At 53.1% G+C, this 20185-nt stretch carries 24 protein-coding genes; 22 read left to right on the top strand and 2 right to left on the bottom strand.

Annotated elements, in window-relative coordinates:
• Nucleotide 1 precedes the first annotated feature (1 nt).
• The 22 genes from fliL to DW350_RS12360 all read left to right on the top strand — a co-directional run bounded on the left by fliL (nucleotide 2) and on the right by DW350_RS12360 (nucleotide 19048).
• Complete coding sequence (gene fliL, locus DW350_RS12465; RefSeq protein WP_115719203.1) at nucleotides 2-538, top strand: flagellar basal body-associated protein FliL; 537 nt, start codon at nucleotides 2-4, stop codon at nucleotides 536-538.
• Nucleotides 539-548: 10 nt separating this feature from the next.
• Entirely contained in the window at nucleotides 549-1622 is a 1074-nt protein-coding gene (fliM, locus tag DW350_RS12460) for a flagellar motor switch protein FliM (protein WP_115719201.1), read from the top strand.
• Nucleotides 1612-2007, top strand: a complete 396-nt coding sequence (gene fliN, locus DW350_RS12455; protein ID WP_115719200.1) for a flagellar motor switch protein FliN — start codon at nucleotides 1612-1614, stop codon at nucleotides 2005-2007. The genes fliM and fliN overlap by 11 nt, the downstream gene beginning before the upstream one ends.
• On the top strand, nucleotides 2004-2324 hold the full coding sequence (locus tag DW350_RS12450; protein WP_115719198.1) for a FliO/MopB family protein: 321 nt from the start codon (nucleotides 2004-2006) through the stop codon (nucleotides 2322-2324). The genes fliN and DW350_RS12450 overlap by 4 nt, the downstream gene beginning before the upstream one ends.
• Nucleotides 2321-3067 (top strand): flagellar type III secretion system pore protein FliP, encoded by a 747-nt coding sequence (gene fliP, locus DW350_RS12445; protein WP_115719197.1) that lies wholly within the window; start codon nucleotides 2321-2323, stop codon nucleotides 3065-3067. Before DW350_RS12450 ends, fliP begins: the two co-directional genes overlap by 4 nt.
• A complete protein-coding gene (fliQ, locus tag DW350_RS12440) occupies nucleotides 3064-3333 on the top strand; it encodes a flagellar biosynthesis protein FliQ (RefSeq protein WP_115719196.1) in 270 nt (89 codons plus the stop codon). The genes fliP and fliQ overlap by 4 nt, the downstream gene beginning before the upstream one ends.
• Entirely contained in the window at nucleotides 3330-4109 is a 780-nt protein-coding gene (gene fliR, locus DW350_RS12435) for a flagellar biosynthetic protein FliR (protein WP_115719194.1), read from the top strand. The genes fliQ and fliR overlap by 4 nt, the downstream gene beginning before the upstream one ends.
• Complete coding sequence (gene flhB / locus DW350_RS12430) at nucleotides 4082-5242, top strand: flagellar biosynthesis protein FlhB (RefSeq protein WP_226911322.1); 1161 nt, start codon at nucleotides 4082-4084, stop codon at nucleotides 5240-5242. The genes fliR and flhB overlap by 28 nt, the downstream gene beginning before the upstream one ends.
• Before the next feature lie 83 nt (nucleotides 5243-5325).
• Nucleotides 5326-7443, top strand: a complete 2118-nt coding sequence (flhA, locus tag DW350_RS12425; RefSeq protein WP_115719190.1) for a flagellar biosynthesis protein FlhA — start codon at nucleotides 5326-5328, stop codon at nucleotides 7441-7443.
• Between the two features lie 5 nt (nucleotides 7444-7448).
• Nucleotides 7449-8783 (top strand): flagellar biosynthesis GTPase FlhF, encoded by a 1335-nt coding sequence (flhF, locus tag DW350_RS12420; protein WP_115719189.1) that lies wholly within the window; start codon nucleotides 7449-7451, stop codon nucleotides 8781-8783.
• A 31-nt stretch (nucleotides 8784-8814) separates the two neighbouring features.
• Nucleotides 8815-9687, top strand: a complete 873-nt coding sequence (locus DW350_RS12415) for a MinD/ParA family protein (RefSeq protein ID WP_115719187.1) — start codon at nucleotides 8815-8817, stop codon at nucleotides 9685-9687.
• Between the two features lie 31 nt (nucleotides 9688-9718).
• The gene (locus DW350_RS12410) at nucleotides 9719-10399 is read left to right on the top strand and encodes an RNA polymerase sigma factor FliA (RefSeq protein WP_442899776.1); all 681 of its coding nucleotides are present in this window, start codon (nucleotides 9719-9721) and stop codon (nucleotides 10397-10399) included.
• A 70-nt stretch (nucleotides 10400-10469) separates the two neighbouring features.
• A complete protein-coding gene (gene cheY, locus DW350_RS12405; protein WP_336406944.1) occupies nucleotides 10470-10841 on the top strand; it encodes a chemotaxis response regulator CheY in 372 nt (123 codons plus the stop codon).
• Nucleotides 10842-10847: 6 nt separating this feature from the next.
• Nucleotides 10848-11582, top strand: coding sequence for a protein phosphatase CheZ (locus DW350_RS12400; protein WP_336406943.1), 735 nt, complete (start codon nucleotides 10848-10850; stop codon nucleotides 11580-11582).
• A 12-nt stretch (nucleotides 11583-11594) separates the two neighbouring features.
• Nucleotides 11595-13751, top strand: a complete 2157-nt coding sequence (locus tag DW350_RS12395; RefSeq protein WP_115719183.1) for a chemotaxis protein CheA — start codon at nucleotides 11595-11597, stop codon at nucleotides 13749-13751.
• Between the two features lie 15 nt (nucleotides 13752-13766).
• Entirely contained in the window at nucleotides 13767-14888 is a 1122-nt protein-coding gene (locus tag DW350_RS12390; RefSeq protein WP_115719182.1) for a protein-glutamate methylesterase/protein-glutamine glutaminase, read from the top strand.
• A complete protein-coding gene (locus DW350_RS12385) occupies nucleotides 14881-15624 on the top strand; it encodes a flagellar motor protein (RefSeq protein WP_115719180.1) in 744 nt (247 codons plus the stop codon). Before DW350_RS12390 ends, DW350_RS12385 begins: the two co-directional genes overlap by 8 nt.
• Nucleotide 15625: 1 nt before the next feature.
• A complete protein-coding gene (locus DW350_RS12380; protein WP_115719179.1) occupies nucleotides 15626-16546 on the top strand; it encodes an OmpA family protein in 921 nt (306 codons plus the stop codon).
• 15 nt (nucleotides 16547-16561) lie between these two features.
• Nucleotides 16562-17335: a ParA family protein gene (locus DW350_RS12375; RefSeq protein WP_115719177.1), complete on the top strand. Its 774-nt coding sequence runs from the start codon at nucleotides 16562-16564 to the stop codon at nucleotides 17333-17335.
• Nucleotides 17332-18180 (top strand): chemotaxis protein CheW, encoded by an 849-nt coding sequence (locus DW350_RS12370; RefSeq protein ID WP_115719175.1) that lies wholly within the window; start codon nucleotides 17332-17334, stop codon nucleotides 18178-18180. The genes DW350_RS12375 and DW350_RS12370 overlap by 4 nt, the downstream gene beginning before the upstream one ends.
• Complete coding sequence (locus DW350_RS12365; protein WP_115719173.1) at nucleotides 18177-18668, top strand: chemotaxis protein CheW; 492 nt, start codon at nucleotides 18177-18179, stop codon at nucleotides 18666-18668. The genes DW350_RS12370 and DW350_RS12365 overlap by 4 nt, the downstream gene beginning before the upstream one ends.
• On the top strand, nucleotides 18668-19048 hold the full coding sequence (locus DW350_RS12360) for a DUF2802 domain-containing protein (RefSeq protein ID WP_115719171.1): 381 nt from the start codon (nucleotides 18668-18670) through the stop codon (nucleotides 19046-19048). Before DW350_RS12365 ends, DW350_RS12360 begins: the two co-directional genes overlap by 1 nt.
• Here the strand turns inward: DW350_RS12360 and DW350_RS12355 are convergent.
• Together DW350_RS12355 and DW350_RS12350 are read right to left on the bottom strand one after the other, a co-directional pair.
• The gene (locus tag DW350_RS12355) at nucleotides 19045-19353 is read right to left on the bottom strand and encodes an EscU/YscU/HrcU family type III secretion system export apparatus switch protein (protein WP_115719169.1); all 309 of its coding nucleotides are present in this window, start codon (nucleotides 19351-19353) and stop codon (nucleotides 19045-19047) included. The genes DW350_RS12360 and DW350_RS12355 overlap by 4 nt on opposite strands.
• Nucleotides 19353-20105 (bottom strand): flagellar hook-length control protein FliK, encoded by a 753-nt coding sequence (locus DW350_RS12350; protein WP_152032979.1) that lies wholly within the window; start codon nucleotides 20103-20105, stop codon nucleotides 19353-19355. The genes DW350_RS12355 and DW350_RS12350 overlap by 1 nt, the downstream gene beginning before the upstream one ends.
• Nucleotides 20106-20185: the final 80 nt, after the last annotated feature.

Genomic DNA, 20185 nt, shown 5'->3' with positions numbered 1-20185 from the left:
CATGGCTGACGAATTACAACTAGAACCTGTTGAAAAAGGTGGTAGCAAGAAAAAGCTCGTCATCATTATTGTGGCGGCGGTGGTGCTGTTACTGATTATTGGTGGTGGTGTGGCCTGGTTCTTGATGTCGGGCGACAAAGACAAGGCGGCCGATGGCGCTAAAACCGAACAAACCGACGGTAAAGACGGTGAGAAAGGCGCAGCACCGAAACCGGGTGAAGAAGCGCTTTATGTAGCGCTGCCTAACCCCTTTACCTTTAATGTGCCAGGCAACCGCGGTTCGCGGGTGGTGCAAATCAACGCGCAAGTGATGGTGCGCGGGGCCACAGACGAAGATTTGGCCAAGAAAAATTTACCCTTGATTGAAAGTGTCTTGCTGCAAACCTTCAGTCAATTCACTGAAGAGCAGTTGGCAACCAGTCAGGGCAGGGAGAGTTTGCGTACCACTTCCCAAGAAGCGGTGCGCGACGCCCTGACGAAAGTGGCAGGCAAACCGGTGGTTGAGCGGGTGCTTATCACCGGATTTGTAATGCAGTAAAGGAGGCTTGGTGAGCGATCTCTTATCGCAGGACGAAATCGACGCCCTCTTACACGGGGTTGACGAGGTTGAAGAGGAAGGCGGTGCGGGCTCGGGTGAACCGGTTCAGCAGTACGACTTTTCCTCTCAGGACCGTATTGTCCGGGGCCGGATGCCGACCCTGGAGATCGTTAATGAGCGTTTTGCCCGCCACATGCGCATCAGCTTGTTTAACATGATGCGCCACCCGGCGGAGGTCTCCATTAATGGCGTACAAACCATGAAGTTTGGTGAGTACGTCCATACCCTATTTGTACCCACCAGCCTCAACATGGTGCGTTTCAGGCCGCTTAAGGGCACCGCCCTTATTACGCTTGAAGCGCGGCTGGTTTTTATTCTGGTGGATAACTTTTTCGGTGGTGATGGCCGTTTCCATGCCCGTATTGAGGGCCGGGAATTTACCCCTACCGAAAGGCGTATCATCCAGATGCTGTTAAAGCTGGTGTTCGAAGATTACACCGAAGCCTGGGCGCCGGTAATGGATGTGGCCTTTGAGTATTTAGACTCGGAAGTGAATCCGTCGATGGCCAACATTGTTTCGCCCACCGAGGTGATAGTGGTGTCGTCGTTTCACATTGAACTTGAAGGGGGCGGCGGTGATTTTCATATTGCCATGCCGTATTCAATGCTCGAACCCATCCGTGAATTGTTGGACGCCGGTGTGCAGTCTGACAAAGAAGACACCGACCACCGCTGGTCAAAAGCACTGCGCGATGAGTTGATGGACGTGCCGGTCGGCATTCGCGCCAAGCTGCTGGAAACCGACATGACGCTGCGCAAAATGATGCAGTTAAAAGCGGGCGATGTTATCCCGGTGGAAATGCCTGAGAATTTAACGGTGTTTGTGGAAGACTTACCCACCTTCAGGGCACAGATGGGCCGCAGTGGCGACCAAGTGGCACTGAAAATCACCGAAAAAATGAAACGACCGCGCTCGGCCAAGGCCGAGATGCAAAATATTACTCGCCGTGGGGTGCGTATCGACAACATCTCCGGGCTGGAAGAGTTAGCAACCGATTGGGAAGGGGATATCGATGGTCTCTGATGACGAACAGAAACTGGCTGACGAATGGGCTGCAGCCATGTCCGAGCAAGAGGAACCGGAATCGGTTGAACTGGAAGAGTTCAGTGGCGATGATGATGCCGGCCCCGAGCTAACTGCCGAAGAAAAGCGCCGCCTGGATACCATTTTGGATATCCCGGTTACCATTTCCATGGAAGTTGGCCGCTCTAAGATCAGTATTCGTAACTTGCTGCAATTAAACCAAGGTTCGGTGGTAGAGCTGGACCGGGTGGCAGGTGAACCGCTGGATGTGCTGGTAAACGGTACCCTTATCGCCCATGGCGAGGTGGTGGTGGTGAACGACAAGTTTGGTATCCGCCTCACCGACGTTATCAGCCAGCAAGAAAGGATCAAAAAGCTCAAATGATCAGTTGGTTGTACAGTGCCGCCACCTTGGCGGCCGATAAAAGCCCAATGACAACCCCCACCGATAAGCTCGGTACCTTGGTTATGTCGCTGCTGGGCGTTGTAGCACTGCTCATTGCGGTGCTTTATTTTGCCCGCCGTCATATGCCGCAATTTAAAGCCGGCCCCATTAAAGTGGTGGCACAAACCCAACTGGGGGCGCGTGCCAGGTTGTTGCTGGTGGAAGTGGGCGAAGAACAGATGCTGATTTCGGTCAGTGGTAATGACATTCGCCTCATCAAGGCCCTCGATACCCCGGTTAACAAGGAGAGCGAGTGAAACGCTGGTTTCTCTGGGGACTGCTGCTGCTGCCAATAGTCTCTTTTGCCAATCCCATTTTACCTGACGGCTCCTTGCCGGCGGTAACTGTCACCAACACCGCCAATGGCGGCCAGGAATACAGTGTCACGTTGCAAGTATTGCTGCTGATGACACTGCTGACCTTTATTCCCGCCATCTTGATGATGATGACCGCCTTTACTCGCATTGTGGTGGTGCTGGGGATACTGCGCCAAGCGCTGGGTTTGCAGCAGGTGCCTTCTAACCAAGTGATTATGGGCATTTCCCTGTTCATGACCTTTTTTGTGATGAGCCCGGTGTTTGACCAGATTTACAACAATGCCGTGCAGCCCTATTCCAAAGATCAGATGACCTTTCAGCAAGCGCTGGTGGTGGCACAAAAGCCGCTTAAAACCTTTATGCTCAAGCAAACCCGGGAAACGGACGTAAAAACCTTTGCCTCCATGGCCGGGGTTGATGCCTTTGATACCCCGCAGGATGTGCCAATGCGCATTCTGATCCCCGCTTTTGTTACCTCCGAGCTGAAAACCGCCTTTCAAATCGGTTTTATGCTGTTTATCCCGTTTTTGATTATCGACCTGGTGGTGGCATCGGTATTGATGGCGATGGGTATGATGATGTTGTCACCGATGATAGTGTCGCTACCCTTTAAGCTAATGCTGTTTGTGCTGGTGGACGGTTGGAACCTCATCCTCGGCACCCTGGCCAGGAGCTTTGCATGACCCCTGAACAGTTCGTGGATCTTTTTCAGCATGCCCTTTACCTGGTGTTAATCATGGTGTCGGCGATCATGATCCCCGGGCTGGTGGTGGGGCTTATTGTCTCTATCTTTCAGGCAGCCACCTCGATTAACGAACAAACCTTGTCGTTTTTGCCAAGGCTTTTGGTCACCCTTATTACCTTGATGCTACTGGCCCATTGGCTAACCCGGTTGATGATGGATTACTTCCATGAGCTGGTTGCGCAAATTCCCTCGGTGATGCAATGACGGTATCGGTGGCGCAAATACTGGACTGGATAGCGGCCTACGCTTGGCCCTTCGTCCGTATCAGCGCCATGCTCACCGCCATGGTGGCCTTTGGTACCAAATTAATGCCGCGGCGAGTACGGGTAATACTCACCATGGCGGTAACGATTGTGGTGGTGCCGACACTGCCGCCAATGCCCGCCATAGCGCTCTTTTCCATCAAAGGCATGCTTATTACCGGCCTGCAGGTGGTGATAGGCGCGGCCATTGGTTTTATCTCAGTGATGGTAATGCAGGTAATGGTGCTGGCGGGCTCCATTATTGCCATGCAAGCCTCCTTGGGGTTTGCGGCCATGGTTGACCCGGTCTCTGGCCAGCAAACTCCGGTGGTTTCGCAGCTTTTCTTAATGCTGGCCACCTTGTTGTTTTTCTCCCTTGATGGGCACCTGTGGATGTTACAGATGCTACACATGAGCTTTTTCCTGATCCCGGTTGGGGTTGATGGCATTCAAATGCCCAATTTTCATGTGATAGCGGCTTTTGGCTCCACCTTGTTTGCCGGTGGCCTGAGTATGGCCATTGCCGAGGTCATTGCCCTGTTGATGATCAACATCACCTTCGGTTACATGACTCGCGCCGCGCCCCAGCTCAACATTTTTACCATCGGTTTTCCCATCATCATGATTTCTGGCCTGCTGTTCTTGTGGGTCACCGCCTCTAACCTGCTTGACCACTTCCTGTCTGACTGGCGGGCAGGGCAGGTTGCTGTTTGCCAACTGCTTGGAACCAGTTGCTGATGGCAGAAGAGCAAGCAGGCGAGCGCACAGAAGAGGCGACCCCCAAACGAAAGCAGCAGGCCCGTGAAAAAGGCCAGCTGCCTCGCTCAAAAGACGTTGCCGGTGCTGTGGGGCTACTGGGCGGTATTGTGGCACTGATGTGGTTTGGGGCCTGGATGGGCCGCAACATGATAGTGGTGATGCACCAAAGCTTTAACTTGCAGCGCGATACCCTGTTTGATTTTCCAAAATTGCTTTCCCATATCGGCGGCATCTTGTGGGTGGTGGCCTGGCCCCTTTTAACGCTGCTGGCCTTTATGTTCTTGATGAGCCTTATCGGCTCGGTGCTGATTGGCGGCTTTAACTACAGCACCGAGGCCATGCAGCCGAAGTTTTCCAAACTCAACCCGCTGTCTGGCCTTAAACGTATGCTCGGCATTCAGGCTGGGGTTGAGCTTTTAAAATCCCTGGCCAAATTCTCGGTTATCGGTGTTACCGCCTGGCTGCTGCTAAAAATGGTGTTTAACAAGGTGTTAGCCCTTGCCTACGAGCCGGTTAATGGCGCCATTATTGATGGCCTACAAATTTTACTTTGGCTGTGTTTAGCGCTCTGTGTGCCTTATATCCTGATTGCCGCTATTGATGCGCCATTTCAGATTTGGCAGTACAACAAGCAGCTGAAGATGACCAAGCAGGAAATCAAAGACGAATATAAAGACGCTGAAGGTAAGCCTGAGGTCAAAGCGAAAATTCGCCGCATGCAAATGCAAATGGCCAACAGCCGCATGATGACTAAGGTGCCGGAAGCGGACGTGATTATTACCAACCCAACCCACTATGCGGTGGCGCTGCGTTATGACCAAACCCAAGATGCGGCGCCGGTGATGCTGGCCAAAGGCGTCGACGAGGTGGCCGCGCACATCCGTGATATCGGCAATGCCCACAACGTCACCATGCTGCGCTCACCGATGCTGGCCAGGGCGCTGTTTCATAGCGGCGACTTGGACAAACCCATTCCCGACGGCCTCTTTGTGGCGGTGGCGCAGGTACTGGCATATGTGTACCAGCTACGGCTTTGGAAAAAGGGCAAAGGTACCCGGCCTAAAACCTTACCTACCGAAGTACCAGTACCGCCAGAATTCCGACATATGTAATTTATCTTATTGTTTATAAATAAGAAAATTAGTTGGCCTGGACTTTGCTTTAGCTTTCTCATCCTGATCGAGAGCGTCAAGGCATGGCTGTAGCAAACTGGCAAAACGTCTTTCTTAATCTCAAAGCGTCCAAGGGCAAAATGTTCAAGGGCATTGGTGCGCCGTTGCTGGTATTGGCCACCTTGGCCATGGTGGTATTGCCAATGCCGCCTCTGCTGCTGGACATGCTGTTCTCTTTCAACATTTCTTTGTCCTTGGTGGTGCTGCTGGTGTGTATTTACACTAGCAGGCCGCTGGATTTTGCCGCTTTCCCCACTGTGTTGCTGGTGGCAACCTTGCTGCGTTTGGCGCTGAACGTTGCTTCTACTCGGGTGGTATTGCTTGAAGGCCACAATGGCCCCGGTGCCGCCGGTCAGGTCATTGAATCATTTGGCTCGGTGGTCATAGGCGGTAACTACGCTGTGGGTTTGGTGGTGTTCGCCATTCTTATCATCATCAACTTTGTGGTGGTAACCAAAGGTGCTGGCCGTATCTCTGAGGTAAGTGCCCGCTTTACCTTGGATGCCATGCCCGGCAAGCAAATGGCCATTGATGCCGACCTAAACGCTGGCGTGATTAATCAAGAAGAAGCCCGTAAACGCCGTAAGGAAGTGACCAGTGAAGCTGACTTCTACGGGGCCATGGACGGTGCGTCCAAGTTTGTAAAAGGCGATGCCATCGCCGGTATCTTGATTTTGTTCATCAACGTTATCGGCGGTTTTGTTATCGGTATGGCGCAGCACGGTTTGAGCTTTACCGATGCGGTGCAAATCTACACCTTGCTGACCATCGGTGACGGCCTGGTTGCGCAAATTCCTTCATTACTGCTGTCAGTCGCTGCTGCCATCATGGTGACCCGTGAAAACACCGATGGTGACATGGGTAGCCAACTGATTGGCCAGATGTTCGACAACCCCAAGTCGTTGAGCATTGCTTCCGGTATTTTGGTGGTCATGGGCTTGGTACCGGGCATGCCGCATATGGCGTTCTTGGTGCTGGGCACCGCCTGCGGCTTTGCAGCCTACTGGCAACATAAGCGTAAGCTCAAAGCGGCGGCCGCTGCCGCTGAAGCCGAGCAGGCTGAAGCCAAATCCGGTGAAGTGTTACCGCCGGATCAGCGTGAGCTGGGCTGGGACGATGTGCAACCGGTTGACACCATTGGTTTGGAAGTGGGTTATCGCCTGATCCCGTTAGTGGATAAAGCGCAAGGCGGCGAGCTGTTGTCACGCATTAAAGGGGTGCGTAAAAAGCTCAGTCAGGATTTGGGCTTTTTGGTGCCGCCGGTGCATGTGCGCGACAACTTGGAGCTTGAGCCCAACACCTATCGCATTACCTTAATGGGCGTGGCAGTTGGCGAAGCGGATATTCGCGGTGACCGTGAGCTGGCCATTAACCCCGGCCAAGTGTTTGGCAAAATTGATGGCATTCCCACCCAAGAACCCGCATTTGGTTTGGAAGCCTACTGGATAACGCCAGCGCAGCGCGACCATGCCCAAAGCCTGGGCTACACCGTGGTGGATACCGCCACGGTGGTTGCCACTCACCTGAGCCAACTATTGGCCAATAACGCCGCCCAGTTGCTGGGCCACGAAGAAGTACAGAACCTGTTGGATATGCTGGGCAAAAAGGCGCCCAAGCTGGTGGAAGGTTTGGTGCCCGACATTATCTCGCTGGGGATTTTGGTCAAGGTATTGCAAAACCTGCTGCACGAAGGCGTGCCTATTCGCGACATGCGTACCTTGGTGCAAACCATGGTGGAATACGCTCCCAAGTCGCAAGACACCGACGTATTAACTGCCGCTGCCCGTATTTCGATGAAGCGGTTGCTGGTGCAAGAGATCTTTGGCCCCACCGCCGAACTGCCCGTCATAACTCTGGCGCCAGAGTTGGAACAGATGTTGCATCAAACCCTACAAGCCGGCGGCGAAAACGCAGGACTGGAGCCTGGCCTTGCAGAAAGGCTACAAAAGTCTCTGGAAAATGCCGCCAATCAACAGGAAATGAATGGTCAGTCAGCGGTGCTGCTGACATCCGGGGTGCTAAGAAGCTCCTTGGCCCGATTCGTCAAATACTCGATCCCGGGCCTGCGCGTTCTGTCTTATCAGGAAGTGCCGGATGACAAGCAAATCCGTATTGTGAGCAGCATAGGTAGCGGAGGCTAAGGCCAGTGAAAATCCATCGCTTTTTTGCCAAAGACATGCGCTCTGCCTTGGCAGAGGTCAAAGACACCCTGGGAGTGGACGCGGTTATTCTGTCCAACAACAAGGTTAACGGTGGTGTCGAAATTGTCGCGGCAGTGGATGTTGCCGATAAGCCGCAGCCGCCAAAGGCCGCGGTGCCCCGCCAAGCGATGCCGAACCGCAGCAATGAGCGCGAGCTGTCTGACGACATGGTGACACTGTCTTCTGGCGCAGGCCGGCCAATGGCGAAAAGCGAACCTGTTCGCCGTAAGGCGGCTGAACCACAATCAATTAACTGGGACTGGCAAAGCCGCGAGCAAGAAAGCCGCAGCGATAGCCTGCCCGAATGGTCCCGCAATCTTGCCAAGCAGGTGATGGACCAAAAAAATGACATGGCCATGCCCGCTGCTGCCGCGCAAATGGCTGAGCCCGTCAAAAAAGTGACCATCGCTGATTTATCAGAAGAAATGCTCAGCCTGCGCCAACTGCTGGAACACCAACTGTCTGGTTTGCGCCAAGATGCCAAGGCGCGCCGTCACCCGGTGCGCACCATGCTGGAAGAGCGCCTGATCAAGATGGGTTTTCCCGCTACACTGGCAGAGGACGTTACTGGCCCCATGCCAGAGGCCCTTGGTCCTAACGATGGTTGGAAATGGGTACGGGTACAACTGAAAAAACGTCTATATACCAGTGACAACAGTATTTTGCGTAAAGGCGGTGTGGTTGCCATGATGGGACCTACCGGCGTAGGCAAAACCACTACTGTGGCTAAGCTTGCTGCACACTATGCTCTTAAGCATGGCGCCGATGAAGTCGCCTTGGTCAGTACAGACACATACCGTATTGGTGCCCATGAGCAGTTGTCGACCTATGGCCGTATTATTGGTTGCCCTGTTAAGGTGGCCAAAGATGCTGAAGAACTTGAAGATGTGCTGTATCAGCTGCGCAATCGTTCACTGGTGTTAATTGATACCGCCGGTATGGGCCAGCGCGATTTGCGCTTGAACCAGCAATTATCAACACTGGTGCAGTCTGGCCAGGTGCCGATCCAGCGTTACCTGGTGATGGCGGCCACAGCACAACAACGCGTATTAGAAGATGCGCTGACCCGGTTCTCCCAAGTGCCTCTTGATGGCTTGGTACTGACCAAGCTCGACGAAACCCTCAGTCTGGGTGAGGTTCTGGGCTTGGCCATACAAAATACCCTGCCAATAGGGTATCTTACGGACGGTCAGCGTGTACCTGAAGATTTGCAGGTAGCCCAGGCAGATGACCTGCTCGAGCGGGCACTGGCACTTTTTGTGGGCGGGGCTGCGGCTTAAGCTGTAGCGACAAGTAAAATAAGGAACACCCATGGATCAAGCGAGCGGCTTGAGGCAAATGAAACGCCAAAATATTACCAAAGTGGTGGCCGTTACTGGCGGTAAAGGCGGGGTTGGTAAAACCAACGTCTCCATCAACACAGCTGCTGCGTTGGCGCAGGCAGGCCAAAAGGTGCTGCTGCTGGATGCTGACTTGGGGCTGGCTAACGTTGACGTATTGCTGGGCCTTCGAGTTCAGAAAAACTTAAGCCATGTGTTGGCTGGGGAATGTGAACTTAAAGATGTGCTGCTGGAAGGGCCTGGGGGCTTTAAAATTGTGCCCGCCACTTCTGGTACGCAATCTATGGTGGAGCTAACACCCGCCGAGCATGCCAGCCTTATCCGTGCTTTTAGTGAGCTGGAAGAAACCTTTGATGTACTTATCGTTGATACTGCTGCCGGTATTTCCGATATGGTGCTGAGTTTTTCTCGCGCAGCTCAAGATGTCATGGTGGTGGTTTGTGATGAACCCACATCAATTACCGACGCCTATGCGCTAATCAAAATTTTGTCCCGCGACTATGGTCTGTTCAGGTTCAAAATCGTTGCCAATATGGTGCGAAGCCTGAAAGAGGGGCAGGAGCTCTTTACTAAGCTTTCCCGTGTTACCGACCGCTTCTTGGATGTTGCCCTGGAACTGGTTGGAACAGTGCCCTTTGATGAACATGTGCGCCAGGCCGTGCGTAAACAGAAGCTGGTGGTGGATTTGTATCCGCGTGCACCGGCCGCTGTTGCCTTTAAGGCTCTGGCGTCTAAGGTCATGACATGGCCTATTCCGAATCGGCCAGGCGGGCATGTGGAATTTTTCCTTGAGCAACTGATCGGCGAAAAATCTCATGTCGGGAGCGAACAAGATACTGAATAAAAATCCGTATGGTGAGCAGCGGGAGGCCCAGTTGGTCAACCGCCACGCCGAGCTTGTTCGGCGTATTGCTCACCATCTGTTGATGCGCCTGCCTCCCTCGGTGCAGCTGGATGACTTGATCCAAGCTGGCATGATGGGGTTGATAGAGGCTGCCCGAAATTTTGACGGCAGCAAAGGCGCCAGTTTTGAAACTTATGCCGGCATTCGTATTCGCGGTGCCATGCTTGATGAAATTCGTCGTGGCGACTGGGTACCTCGTAGTGTGCACCGTAATGCCAGGGCGATCAGTGATGCCATCAATGAAGTCGAGCGTGAAACTGGTATCGAAGCCCGTGACGCCGACGTGGCTGCCAAGCTTAAAGTGAGCGTTGATGACTATCACCGCATGCTTAATGACGTAAACTGTGGTCGCATGGTTGCGATGGAAGATATGGGGGTTGGGGAAGAAATTTATGCCCCTGATGATACCGAAAGGCCCGATCTGAATCATCATCGCAGCCGTTTTCAAAATGCGTTATCTGAGGCATTGAAAAAGCTTCCCGAGCGAGAATCCATCGTACTGTCGCTTTACTATGAAGAGGAACTCAACCTCAAAGAAATAGGCGCGGTGTTGGGCGTTAGCGAATCACGGGTTTGTCAGATCCATGCTCAGGCCATGTCCAGGTTGAAAGGACGATTAGTGGACTGGCAGCAGGATACCGGCATAATTTAGTTAAGTATTTAAAAAACAGGCCGATAAAGTATCAGGTCAAGCTTCGTTGGAGGAAGCATTGGACAAGAACATGAAGATCCTCATCGTGGATGATTTCTCCACGATGCGACGCATCATCAAAAACCTCATGCGCGATCTGGGCTTCAATAACTGCTTAGAAGCCGATGACGGTAATACTGCTTTGCCGATGCTGCAAAACGGTGACTTTGATTTTGTGATCACCGACTGGAACATGCCGGGCATGCAAGGTATCGACTTGCTCAAAGCGATTCGTTCCGACGACAAGCTCAAGCATCTACCGGTGATGATGGTGACTGCTGAAGCTAAGCGAGAGCAAATCGTTGCCGCCGCCCAAGCTGGCGTGAACGGTTATGTAGTGAAGCCTTTTACGGCGGCAACCCTCAAGGAAAAGCTCGATAAGATCTTTGAGCGGATGGGCTGAGGAATCATGATGAGCGAACGCCAAGAACAGGCAATTTCCCTTGAGCAAGCCAAGAAATTGGTGGCTCATCTGGAAGCAGGCGAAGAACAGGAAGCACAAGCCGTTTTTCGTGACATGGCGGTCAGTGTCAACACAGAGTTGTTTGCTCAAGTCGGTAAATTGACGCGAGAACTACACGACTCACTGCTGGATTTCCAGAACGATCCCCGGTTGGCCACCTTGGCAACCCAGGAGATCCCCGATGCAAAAGACCGGCTGATGCACGTTATTTCGATGACCGAATCAGCGGCCAATACCACCATGGACGCTGTTGAGTCCTGTTTACCTATTGCTGACAAGCTGGTTGACAGTATCGACGGCCTTAACCCCTCCTGGCAGCGGCTGATGGAGCGGGAAATGCAAGTCGGGGAGTTTAAAACCCTGGTTCATGACTTGGACAGTTTTTTGCTTAAGTCAAAGTCTGAAGCTGACCAACTGCGCGCATCCTTAACGGAAGTGCTGATGGCACAGGGCTTTCAAGACTTAACCGGTCAAATCATCCGCCGGGTGATTGAACTGGTTCGGGAAGTTGAAGAACGTTTGGTTAGTCTAGTGACCATGTTTGGTGAACCTCAGGCGAAAGTTGAACGCACCAGTGCGCCGACCGAAGCTGAAGGTCCCATTATCAACCCGGAACAGCGGGATGATGTGGTCAAGGGGCAGGACGACGTCGACGATCTGCTATCGAGTTTGGGTTTCTAAAGGAGCTGGTTAATGAGCTTCGAGTTGGACGAAGACATCCTGCAGGATTTCCTGGTTGAGGCCGGTGAGATTCTTGAATTACTCTCCGAGCAGCTGGTGGAGCTGGAAAAACAGCCCCAAGACAGCGATTTGCTTAATGCCATCTTCCGAGGCTTTCACACCGTTAAGGGCGGTGCGGGGTTCCTTGGCTTATCAAACCTTGTGGACGTATGCCACGGCGCAGAGAACGTCTTTGACCTACTTCGAAACCATAAACTGCAAGTAAGCGCGGAATTGATGGACGTGGTGCTAAGTGCCCTCGATACCATCAATGACATGTTCGCGATGATCCAAGAGCGGGTGATCCCAGGCCCTGCCGACCAAGAATTGTTGGATGGCCTTCACCGCTTAAGTGACCCTGATGCAGCGCCGCCTGCCGCGGCCGAACCCGAGCCAGAAGCGGTTGCTGAAGAACCCGAAGCGGTGGCCGATGAGGCGCCTGCTGCTGCAGAAAGCGCCGGTGGTATCGATGATATTACCGATGCCGAATTCGAGTCGTTGCTCGATGAACTTCACGGCACCGATAAAGGGCCATCTACAGCCAGCGCAGCGCCAGCCGCTTCTGAGCCGAAAAAAGAAGCAGCGGCAGCCGGCGGCGATGAAATTACCGATGACGAATTTGAAGCGCTTCTAGACCAGCTGCACGGTAAAGGTCAATTTAACGTCTCGCCTGCTAAAGAAACCGAGCAAGCGCCTGCCGAGCCTGAAAAACCGGCAGAAGCTGCCAGCAGCGGTGGTGGTGGCGAGCTGATTGAAGACGATGAGTTTGAAGCGCTGCTGGACCAGTTGCATGGCAAAGGCAAAGGTCCGGTCGATGCAAAACCGGAAGCGGCGTCGCCAGCACCTAAGCCTGCAGCCAAAGCGGCTGCGCCTAAGGACGCTCCTGCGGCGGCTCCAGCAGCCAAGGCACCGGCAAAAGAAGAAGCGGCGCATCCGGCTGCAGCCAGTGGCGCGCATCAAGCCGAGACCACGGTGCGGGTTGATACCAAAAAGCTTGATGAGATCATGAACATGGTTGGTGAGCTCGTTTTGGTACGTAACCGCTTGTTGTCGATTGGTCTTAGCAACGAAGACGAAGATCTATCAAAAGCGGTTGCCAACTTAGACGTGGTCACCGGCGACCTCCAGGGTGCGGTTATGCAAACCCGCATGCAGCCAATCAAGAAAGTGTTTGGCCGCTTCCCTCGGGTAGTGCGAGATCTGGCCCGTAGCTTGAAAAAAGACATCAATTTGGAATTGGTGGGCGAAGAAACCGACTTGGATAAAAACCTCGTTGAAGCGCTGGCCGATCCTTTGGTGCACTTGGTACGTAACTCGGTTGACCACGGCATCGAAATGCCTGACGTACGGGTAAAAAGTGGTAAGGCAAAAACCGGCACCATCATTTTGTCGGCAAGCCAGGAAGGGGACCATATTCTGCTCGCCATCAACGATGACGGCGCCGGTATGGACCCGGAAAGGCTAAAAGCCATTGCCGTTGACCGTGGGGTTATGGACCAAGACGCCGCTAATCGCTTGTCTGATGAAGAAGCCTATAACCTGATTTTTGCGCCAGGTTTCTCCACCAAAAAAGAAATTTCTGATATTTCAGGCCGTGGCGTTGGTATGGATGTGGTGAAAACCAAAATCAGCCAGCTCAACGGTTCTATTCATATCGATTCGGCCAAGGGCGAGGGCACGCGCATTACCATCAAGGTGCCGCTGACCCTAGCAATATTGCCAACCTTGATGGTGTTGGTAGGCAAGCAAACTTTTGCCTTCCCACTGGCGACCGTCAACGAAATATTCCATCTGGATTTGTCCCAGACCAATGTTGTAGACGGACAACTGACTATTATTGTGCGGGAAAGAGCAATTCCGCTGTTCTATCTGGACCACTGGTTAGTTCGTGGCTCTCGCCGCGAGCGCCGTCATGGCCAAGGCCATGTGGTGATCATCCAGCAAGGCACCATGCAGGTGGGCTTTGTGGTGGATGGCCTGATAGGTCAGGAAGAAGTGGTGATTAAACCGCTGGGGCAAATGCTGCAAGGCACGCCAGGCATGGCGGGTGCGACCATTACTTCCGACGGGGGTATTGCTTTGATTCTGGACGTACCGGCGCTGTTGAAGCGCTATGCCCGCAAGTTGTAAAGGAATTACCCAGTTATGCCGATTCGCGTTTTGGTTGTCGATGACTCCAGCTTTTTCCGTCGCCGGGTATCAGAGATCCTGACATCTGACGTCGGTGTTGAAGTTATCGACACCGCTATTAACGGCAAGGATGCTGTTCAAAAAGCAAAAGATTTGCGCCCCGATGTGATCACCATGGATATCGAAATGCCGGTTATGGATGGCATTTCTGCAGTTCGCGAGATCATGCTTGCGAATCCCACTCCGATTTTGATGTTCTCTTCATTAACCCATGACGGCGCGAAAGCAACGCTGGATGCGCTGGATGCTGGGGCTCTGGATTTCTTACCCAAGCGCTTTGAAGATATCGCCAAAGATCGCAATGACGCGGTGGCGACCCTGCTCAATCGGGTTAAAACCCTGGCTAATCGCCGCGGTCTTTCACTGATCAAGGCCCGGCAACTGCGAAACGCCAATGCCGCCCCCACTATCGCCAAACCTGAGCCAGCGCCGCTTTCCCGGCCGCAGGCTAGCGCTGAGCGTCATGGCCATGAGGCACCTTCACCGCGCCGCCGCCGGGCCACGCCTTACAAGCTTTTGGCTATTGGCTGTTCTACCGGCGGCCCTGTGGCACTACAGCAGATTTTGACGCGTTTGCCGGCTAATTTCCCGCTGCCCATCGTATTGGTGCAGCACATGCCCGGTACCTTCACTACCGCTTTTGCCCAGCGCTTAGATGGGCTTTGCCAAATTTCGGTAAAAGAGGCAGAAAACGGTGACCGCTTAATGGCGGGCCGGGCCTATTTGGCGCCAGGCGGCAAACAAATGCTGATTGAAGGCAGTAGCTCCGCCATGCGTTTGAAGGTGACTGAAGGCCCCGAGACGTTGGTTTATAAGCCGTCGGTAGATATCACCTTCGCCTCAGCGGCCAAAATTTCCGGTGACGTACTGGCGGTTATTCTGACCGGTATGGGCGCTGATGGCCGCGACGGGTCACGTCTGCTTAAGGCCCAGGGCGCAACGCTGTTTGCGCAAGATGAAGCCAGCTGTGTGGTTTACGGTATGCCGCAAGCGGTAACGGCGGCTGGCCTTACCGATGAATCCATCAGTCTTGAACGTATTGCCGGGCGTATTCTTGCCGAGATCGGCCATGGATAGACTGGCTCTTCCCGCGGTATTGCTAGGGGTCGGGGTCATTGTTCTCGCCCTTTGGCTTGAAGGCGGGCATTTGTCCAGTTTACTCAATGGCCCAGCGGTGTTGATTGTCGTTGTTGGCTCCTTTATTGCCACCTTGGTGCAGAGTCCGTGGCCGCGTTTACGGCGCTGGCTGGTGTTATGCCAATGGCTGGTTACGCCGCCGCGTCAGGATATTGACGCGCTGCTGGATAACTTTCAGCACTGGAGCCAGCAATGCCGTAATCAGGGAATTTTGGCACTAGAAAACGCTTCCGAAAGCTACCCCGAACCTTTTGTACGAAAAGGCCTGCAGATGCTGGTTGACGGTGCCACCCCAGAGCAAGTTCGCGAGTTGTTAGAAAGTGACTTGTATTTGCGCCAGGACAGCGATTACAAAGCGGCTGATATTTTTCAGATGATGGGCGGCTACGCACCCACCATGGGGATTTTGGGCGCGGTTTTAGGGCTCATTCAAGCCATGGGGCAATTGACTAACCCTGAAGCGCTCGGCAGCGGTATCGCCACCGCCTTTGTGGCCACTATCTACGGCGTTGGCTTTGCCAACTTGATTTTTTTGCCGTTAGGCGGCCGTTTACATGCATTAATTGACCAGCGCAGCCGTTACCAGGAGGCGGCCATTGTCGGCTTGATGTCGCTGGGACTGGGGGAACACCCAGCCAAAGTGGCGATGAAGCTGCACAGCTATCAAGGGGACTGATGTGTATCGCTATCGGCGTCAACATAAAGTCATGCATAAAGACAATAGCGACCGTTGGTTGGTGTCTTATGCTGACTATATGACGTTGATGTTTGCGCTGTTTGTGGTGCTTTATGCTTTTGTTCTTCTTGAGAAAGATGAATTTAAAGACGTTGTATCCAACCTTGAAAGCGCCATTCAAAAAGTGGCCAAGCCGGGCAAAAAGGCTGCCGAAGAGCCGGCCACTACCGATGCAAAGGCCTCCCCACAAACCCAAAGTGTGTTACCCGATGGTGCCGGTCTTTTGCCGGGCGGCCAGCAGATAAAAGAACAAGGGCAGGGTAAAGCCGCTGCCGACGACGGTATGCTGGCCAACGAACCGAATCATATTAAGGGTGAACCACTTGCCGCCTTAGCAGCGCAGTTGAAACAAGCCTTGGCTGACAACCAGCAGCTAGGCGGCGCTAAACTGCGCCTTGGCGAGCAGTGGCTCACCCTTGAACTCCCTGACAGTCTGCTCTTTTCAAGAGCCAGTGCTACCCTACAAAAACCGGCACAGCAATTGCTTGCATCCTTAGCGCCGACCTTAAAGTCGGCAAATAACTATATCCGGGTCCGCGGATATACCGACAGTACCCCCATCAGCGATGCGTTATTTGCGTCCAATTGGGAATTGTCGGCAGCCAGAGCGGCTGCGGTGCTTCGGCAACTGATTGCCGATGGTGTAGAGCCGCCACGGTTGGCTATCGAAGGTTATGGCGCATACGGCGATGAGCCGGTAATGCCCGCCGAAGACCGGCGCCGTGTGGTTTTGGCGTTGTCGGTTTACGGCTGGGAAAAGCCCAAGCCACTGCCGTCTAAGCCAATGCCAGGGGACCCCAAGATCAAGGAAGTGAGCTTGCCCGGTGGCGGGATACGTATTACTTCCGGGGATGACAACTGAGGCGATGAGAACAGCGTGAATATCTGGACAGTTGCAAACCAGAAGGGTGGTGTTGGTAAAACCACCACTACTGTTACCCTTGGCGCACTTTTGGCCGCCAGAGGTGAGCCGGTGCTGCTTATAGACATGGATCCCCATGCCTCTTTGACCAGCTATTTCAATCGCACCCCCGAAGCGCTGGAAGCAACGCTGTTTGATTTGATGTCCAATGCCCAGTTAACGCCTGCACTGATTGATAAAGCCACCATTGAGGTCGGGCAGAATCTCTATATGTGGCCTGCCGCCATGGAGCTGGCCACCCTTGACAGACAATTGGGCAGCCGGGAAGGCCTTGGCCTGTTGCTTAAACAGTTATTGGATAAGCTCGACGGCCTATATGCCCATGTGCTTATTGACTGCCCGCCAGTATTAGGTGTGTTGATGGTAAATGCCCTAGCGGCTTGTCAGCGCGTACTGGTTCCCGTACAAACCGAATTTTTGGCTATTAAGGGCTTGGAGCGGATGCTCAGAACCCTATCGATGATGGAAAAATCCCTCAAAGGCCAGCGCCAGGTCACCATAGTGCCTACCATGTTCGACAAACGTACCCGTGCTTCCATTGATGCTATTCGTGAGCTGCGCCAAGAATATAGTGAGCAGGTCTGGCCGGGTATGGTACCGGTGGATACCCGTTTTCGTGATGCCAGCCGTGAGCATGTGCCTTTACCGGTGATGGCACCTTTAGCACGTGGCGTCCAAGCTTATGAAAAGTTGCTTGAAATGTTGCTGCCGGTGGAGGTGAGCGCATGAGCTTAATGGACGACTACTTTGCTGCTCTGTTGGCAGAACCTGCCCCTAAGGCCAAAGCGGACCCCCAGCCTGAGCCAGCGCCTAAGGCTGAGCCAAAACCGGCTAAGCCCTATGCCGAACGTCCAGCGCCTGCCAGCGATGATAAAGAAGCATTAAACAAACTGTTGGCACAAGTTAGGGCAGCCCAACAGGAAATTGCGCCGCCTAAAGTTGAAGCGCCAGTTGCCGCCCCGAAAATTGAGGCTAAGGTTGAGGCACCTATTGCGCCGCCTAAGGTTGAAGTTGAGGTTAAAACCGAAGTTCAAACGCCGGCGCCGGTAGCCAAGTCGATAAATGCCGAGCCGCCTGCGCCGGTGGCTCCTGACGACGATGTCGTCCGTGAGGGTGATTTTCAGGTATTACTGTTCGATGTGTCCGGACTTGAATTAGCGGTGCCACTGGATAAGCTTGGTGGAATTCACCAAGTTACCGAAATTAGTCCATTATTTGGTAAGCCTGATTGGTTTAAAGGGCTAATGTTGCATCGTGACCAAAAAATGCGGGTTGTGGATACGGCACGCTGGGTGATGCCTGATAAAATTAAACATCAAGAAAATGAAGAACATTACCGATATCTAGTGATGTTAGGTGACAGTCCTTGGGGGCTAGCCTGTGATAGTTTGGTCCGCACCGAACGGATTGACGGTAGTTCGGTTCGTTGGCGCCAGGGCGGGAGTAAGCGTCCATGGCTTGCGGGCATGGTAAAAGAAAAAATGTGTGCCTTGCTTGACGTGGATGCCCTGCTGGGCATGCTCGACAAAGGCCTTGGCGGTCTGGATCTGGAAGATAAGAAGGGTAAAGCATGAGCAATAAGCAAAAGCTATCGAAAGTGGCTGAGGCCAACGATGAAGTCCTGCAGTGGGTTACCTTCCAGCTTGATAACGAAACCTATGGCATCAATGTGATGCAGGTTCAGGAAGTGCTGCGTTACAGCGAAATTGCCCCGGTACCGGGTGCTCCAGACTATGTGCTGGGGATCATTAACCTGCGTGGCAACGTGGTAACCGTTATAGATACCAGAGCGCGCTTTGGTCTGGCATCTTCTGAGGTGAGCGATCAGTCACGTATCGTGATCATCGAGGCCGAAAAAGAAGTGATTGGTATCTTGGTTGATGCAGTTGCTGAAGTTGTTTACCTCAAACGCTCTGAAATCGAAGTGGCGCCGAACGTGGGTACTGAAGAAAGTGCCAAATTTATTCAAGGCGTGTCTAACCGCGATGGCGAGCTGCTCATTCTGGTGGATCTCAATAAGATGCTCACCGATGAGGAATGGGAAGAGATAATGAATCTGTGATGGAGACTGTCACTTCATCCCTTGAAGCCCTCTTGCTGTTGTTGCTGGTTGCGGTTATTGCCCTGATGTATCGTCGCCAGTCTTTACTTGCTGCGCGGGTTAATGACCTAGAGCAGCAGCTGCAAAAACGCGAGAATCAGCTTCATGAGATCCATTCTGGTGCCCTAGGGATGGGGCAACGCTTGTTAAGCCTGGCTGCCGACGTTGAAAGACTGCAAGGCACGCATGATGAGCTTAAAAGCATTGACCCTCAAGGTAAGCTATACAGCCGGGCCGCTAAAATGGTGGCGCTAGGGGCCGATATTGAAGAGCTGATGCGCGAATGTGAATTGCCCCGCGCCGAAGCCGAACTGCTGTTTAACCTTCATAAAAAACCTTAACCCTTGGCGCGAATGCCGCCTGCGGGTGTGCGCCAATACTCGGGTTCTTTCCCCATCAGCAACCAAGCATAGGCGATAAGCTCCGCCACAATCTGGTAGAGCTGTGGCGCAATAGCATCGCCTTCCTCTAAACGCATCAAGGTGGCTAACAGTGCTGGATCTTCATGAAGCAGCAATCCCTGTTCCTGGGCTTTTTCAATCAAGGCCCTGGCTTGGTCACCGCTGATTTTAAAATCCAGCTTGGGCGGGCTTTTGCCGTCGTAAGAAAGGCCCACTGCGCTTTGCTGTTTTTCATCTGTCATCATTAAACCATTTCGTTGATGCCCCCAACCGGGGGAATGAGTTTTTTGGGAACCTTACCTTGAAAGCTCATCAGGCTTGGGGTTAAGTCTAAGTCGGCAAGCCGTGAGGCAAGGCGCGGCAGGGTTTCATCGACGCGGGCTTTAAGGCGCTCTGAATCTGCATAAAAGCGCACCTCATTGACACCCGCTTTGACAAGGAGGCGGCCAAGGTTAGGAATGGGAAACAACAGCGTTAGTACCATCGGTTGTTTCTGCTTGTCTTGTTCTTGTTTCGTTTTTGGCCAGGCCATTTCCAACCAGTCGTCGACAAAGGGTAGGGGCAGTGCCCAGAACAAGGTATCCTGTCTTGATTGTACCTGTGCCTGCTCTAGACGGCCGAGGCCGTCTGAAAGTAATTTCTTTTGGTCATCGCTTAATGCATCAAGAAACTGTGCTAATGGCGCGGGTAAAGGGAATTTACCTTGTTGCAGGCGAGCACCGACAGCGGCCAGTAGCCATTGACGTACCGGCATGAATTGACTTTTTTGCGGCATAAGCAAACTGGTCAGTAACTGGGGTAGCTGGCTTAATAGTTGGCTGGGGAGTTCTTGGGTTAACGCCGCGCCGCTCGGGCTCGGTAAAGTCAAGCCAATCGCCAGCCTCGCCATTTCTGCCGGTGCAATAGGTGGCCTTGGGCTCATCGCCTGTGCCTTGGGCGGGGTAACTTGGTTGCCTGCTAATATTGCCGCCGCAGGAAGATTATGGGGTACTTTCATTGTCTCTTTCTTTATCCAGCATCGCCTGATTAAATCAGTATGCTATTATCCCGGCTGTATCGGTTTTGGACGTTCTGAGT

The organism is Gallaecimonas mangrovi (genome assembly GCF_003367375.1).
Classification (GTDB): Bacteria; Pseudomonadota; Gammaproteobacteria; order Enterobacterales; family Gallaecimonadaceae; genus Gallaecimonas; species Gallaecimonas mangrovi.
This window is presented reverse-complemented; position numbering and strand designations above follow the sequence as displayed.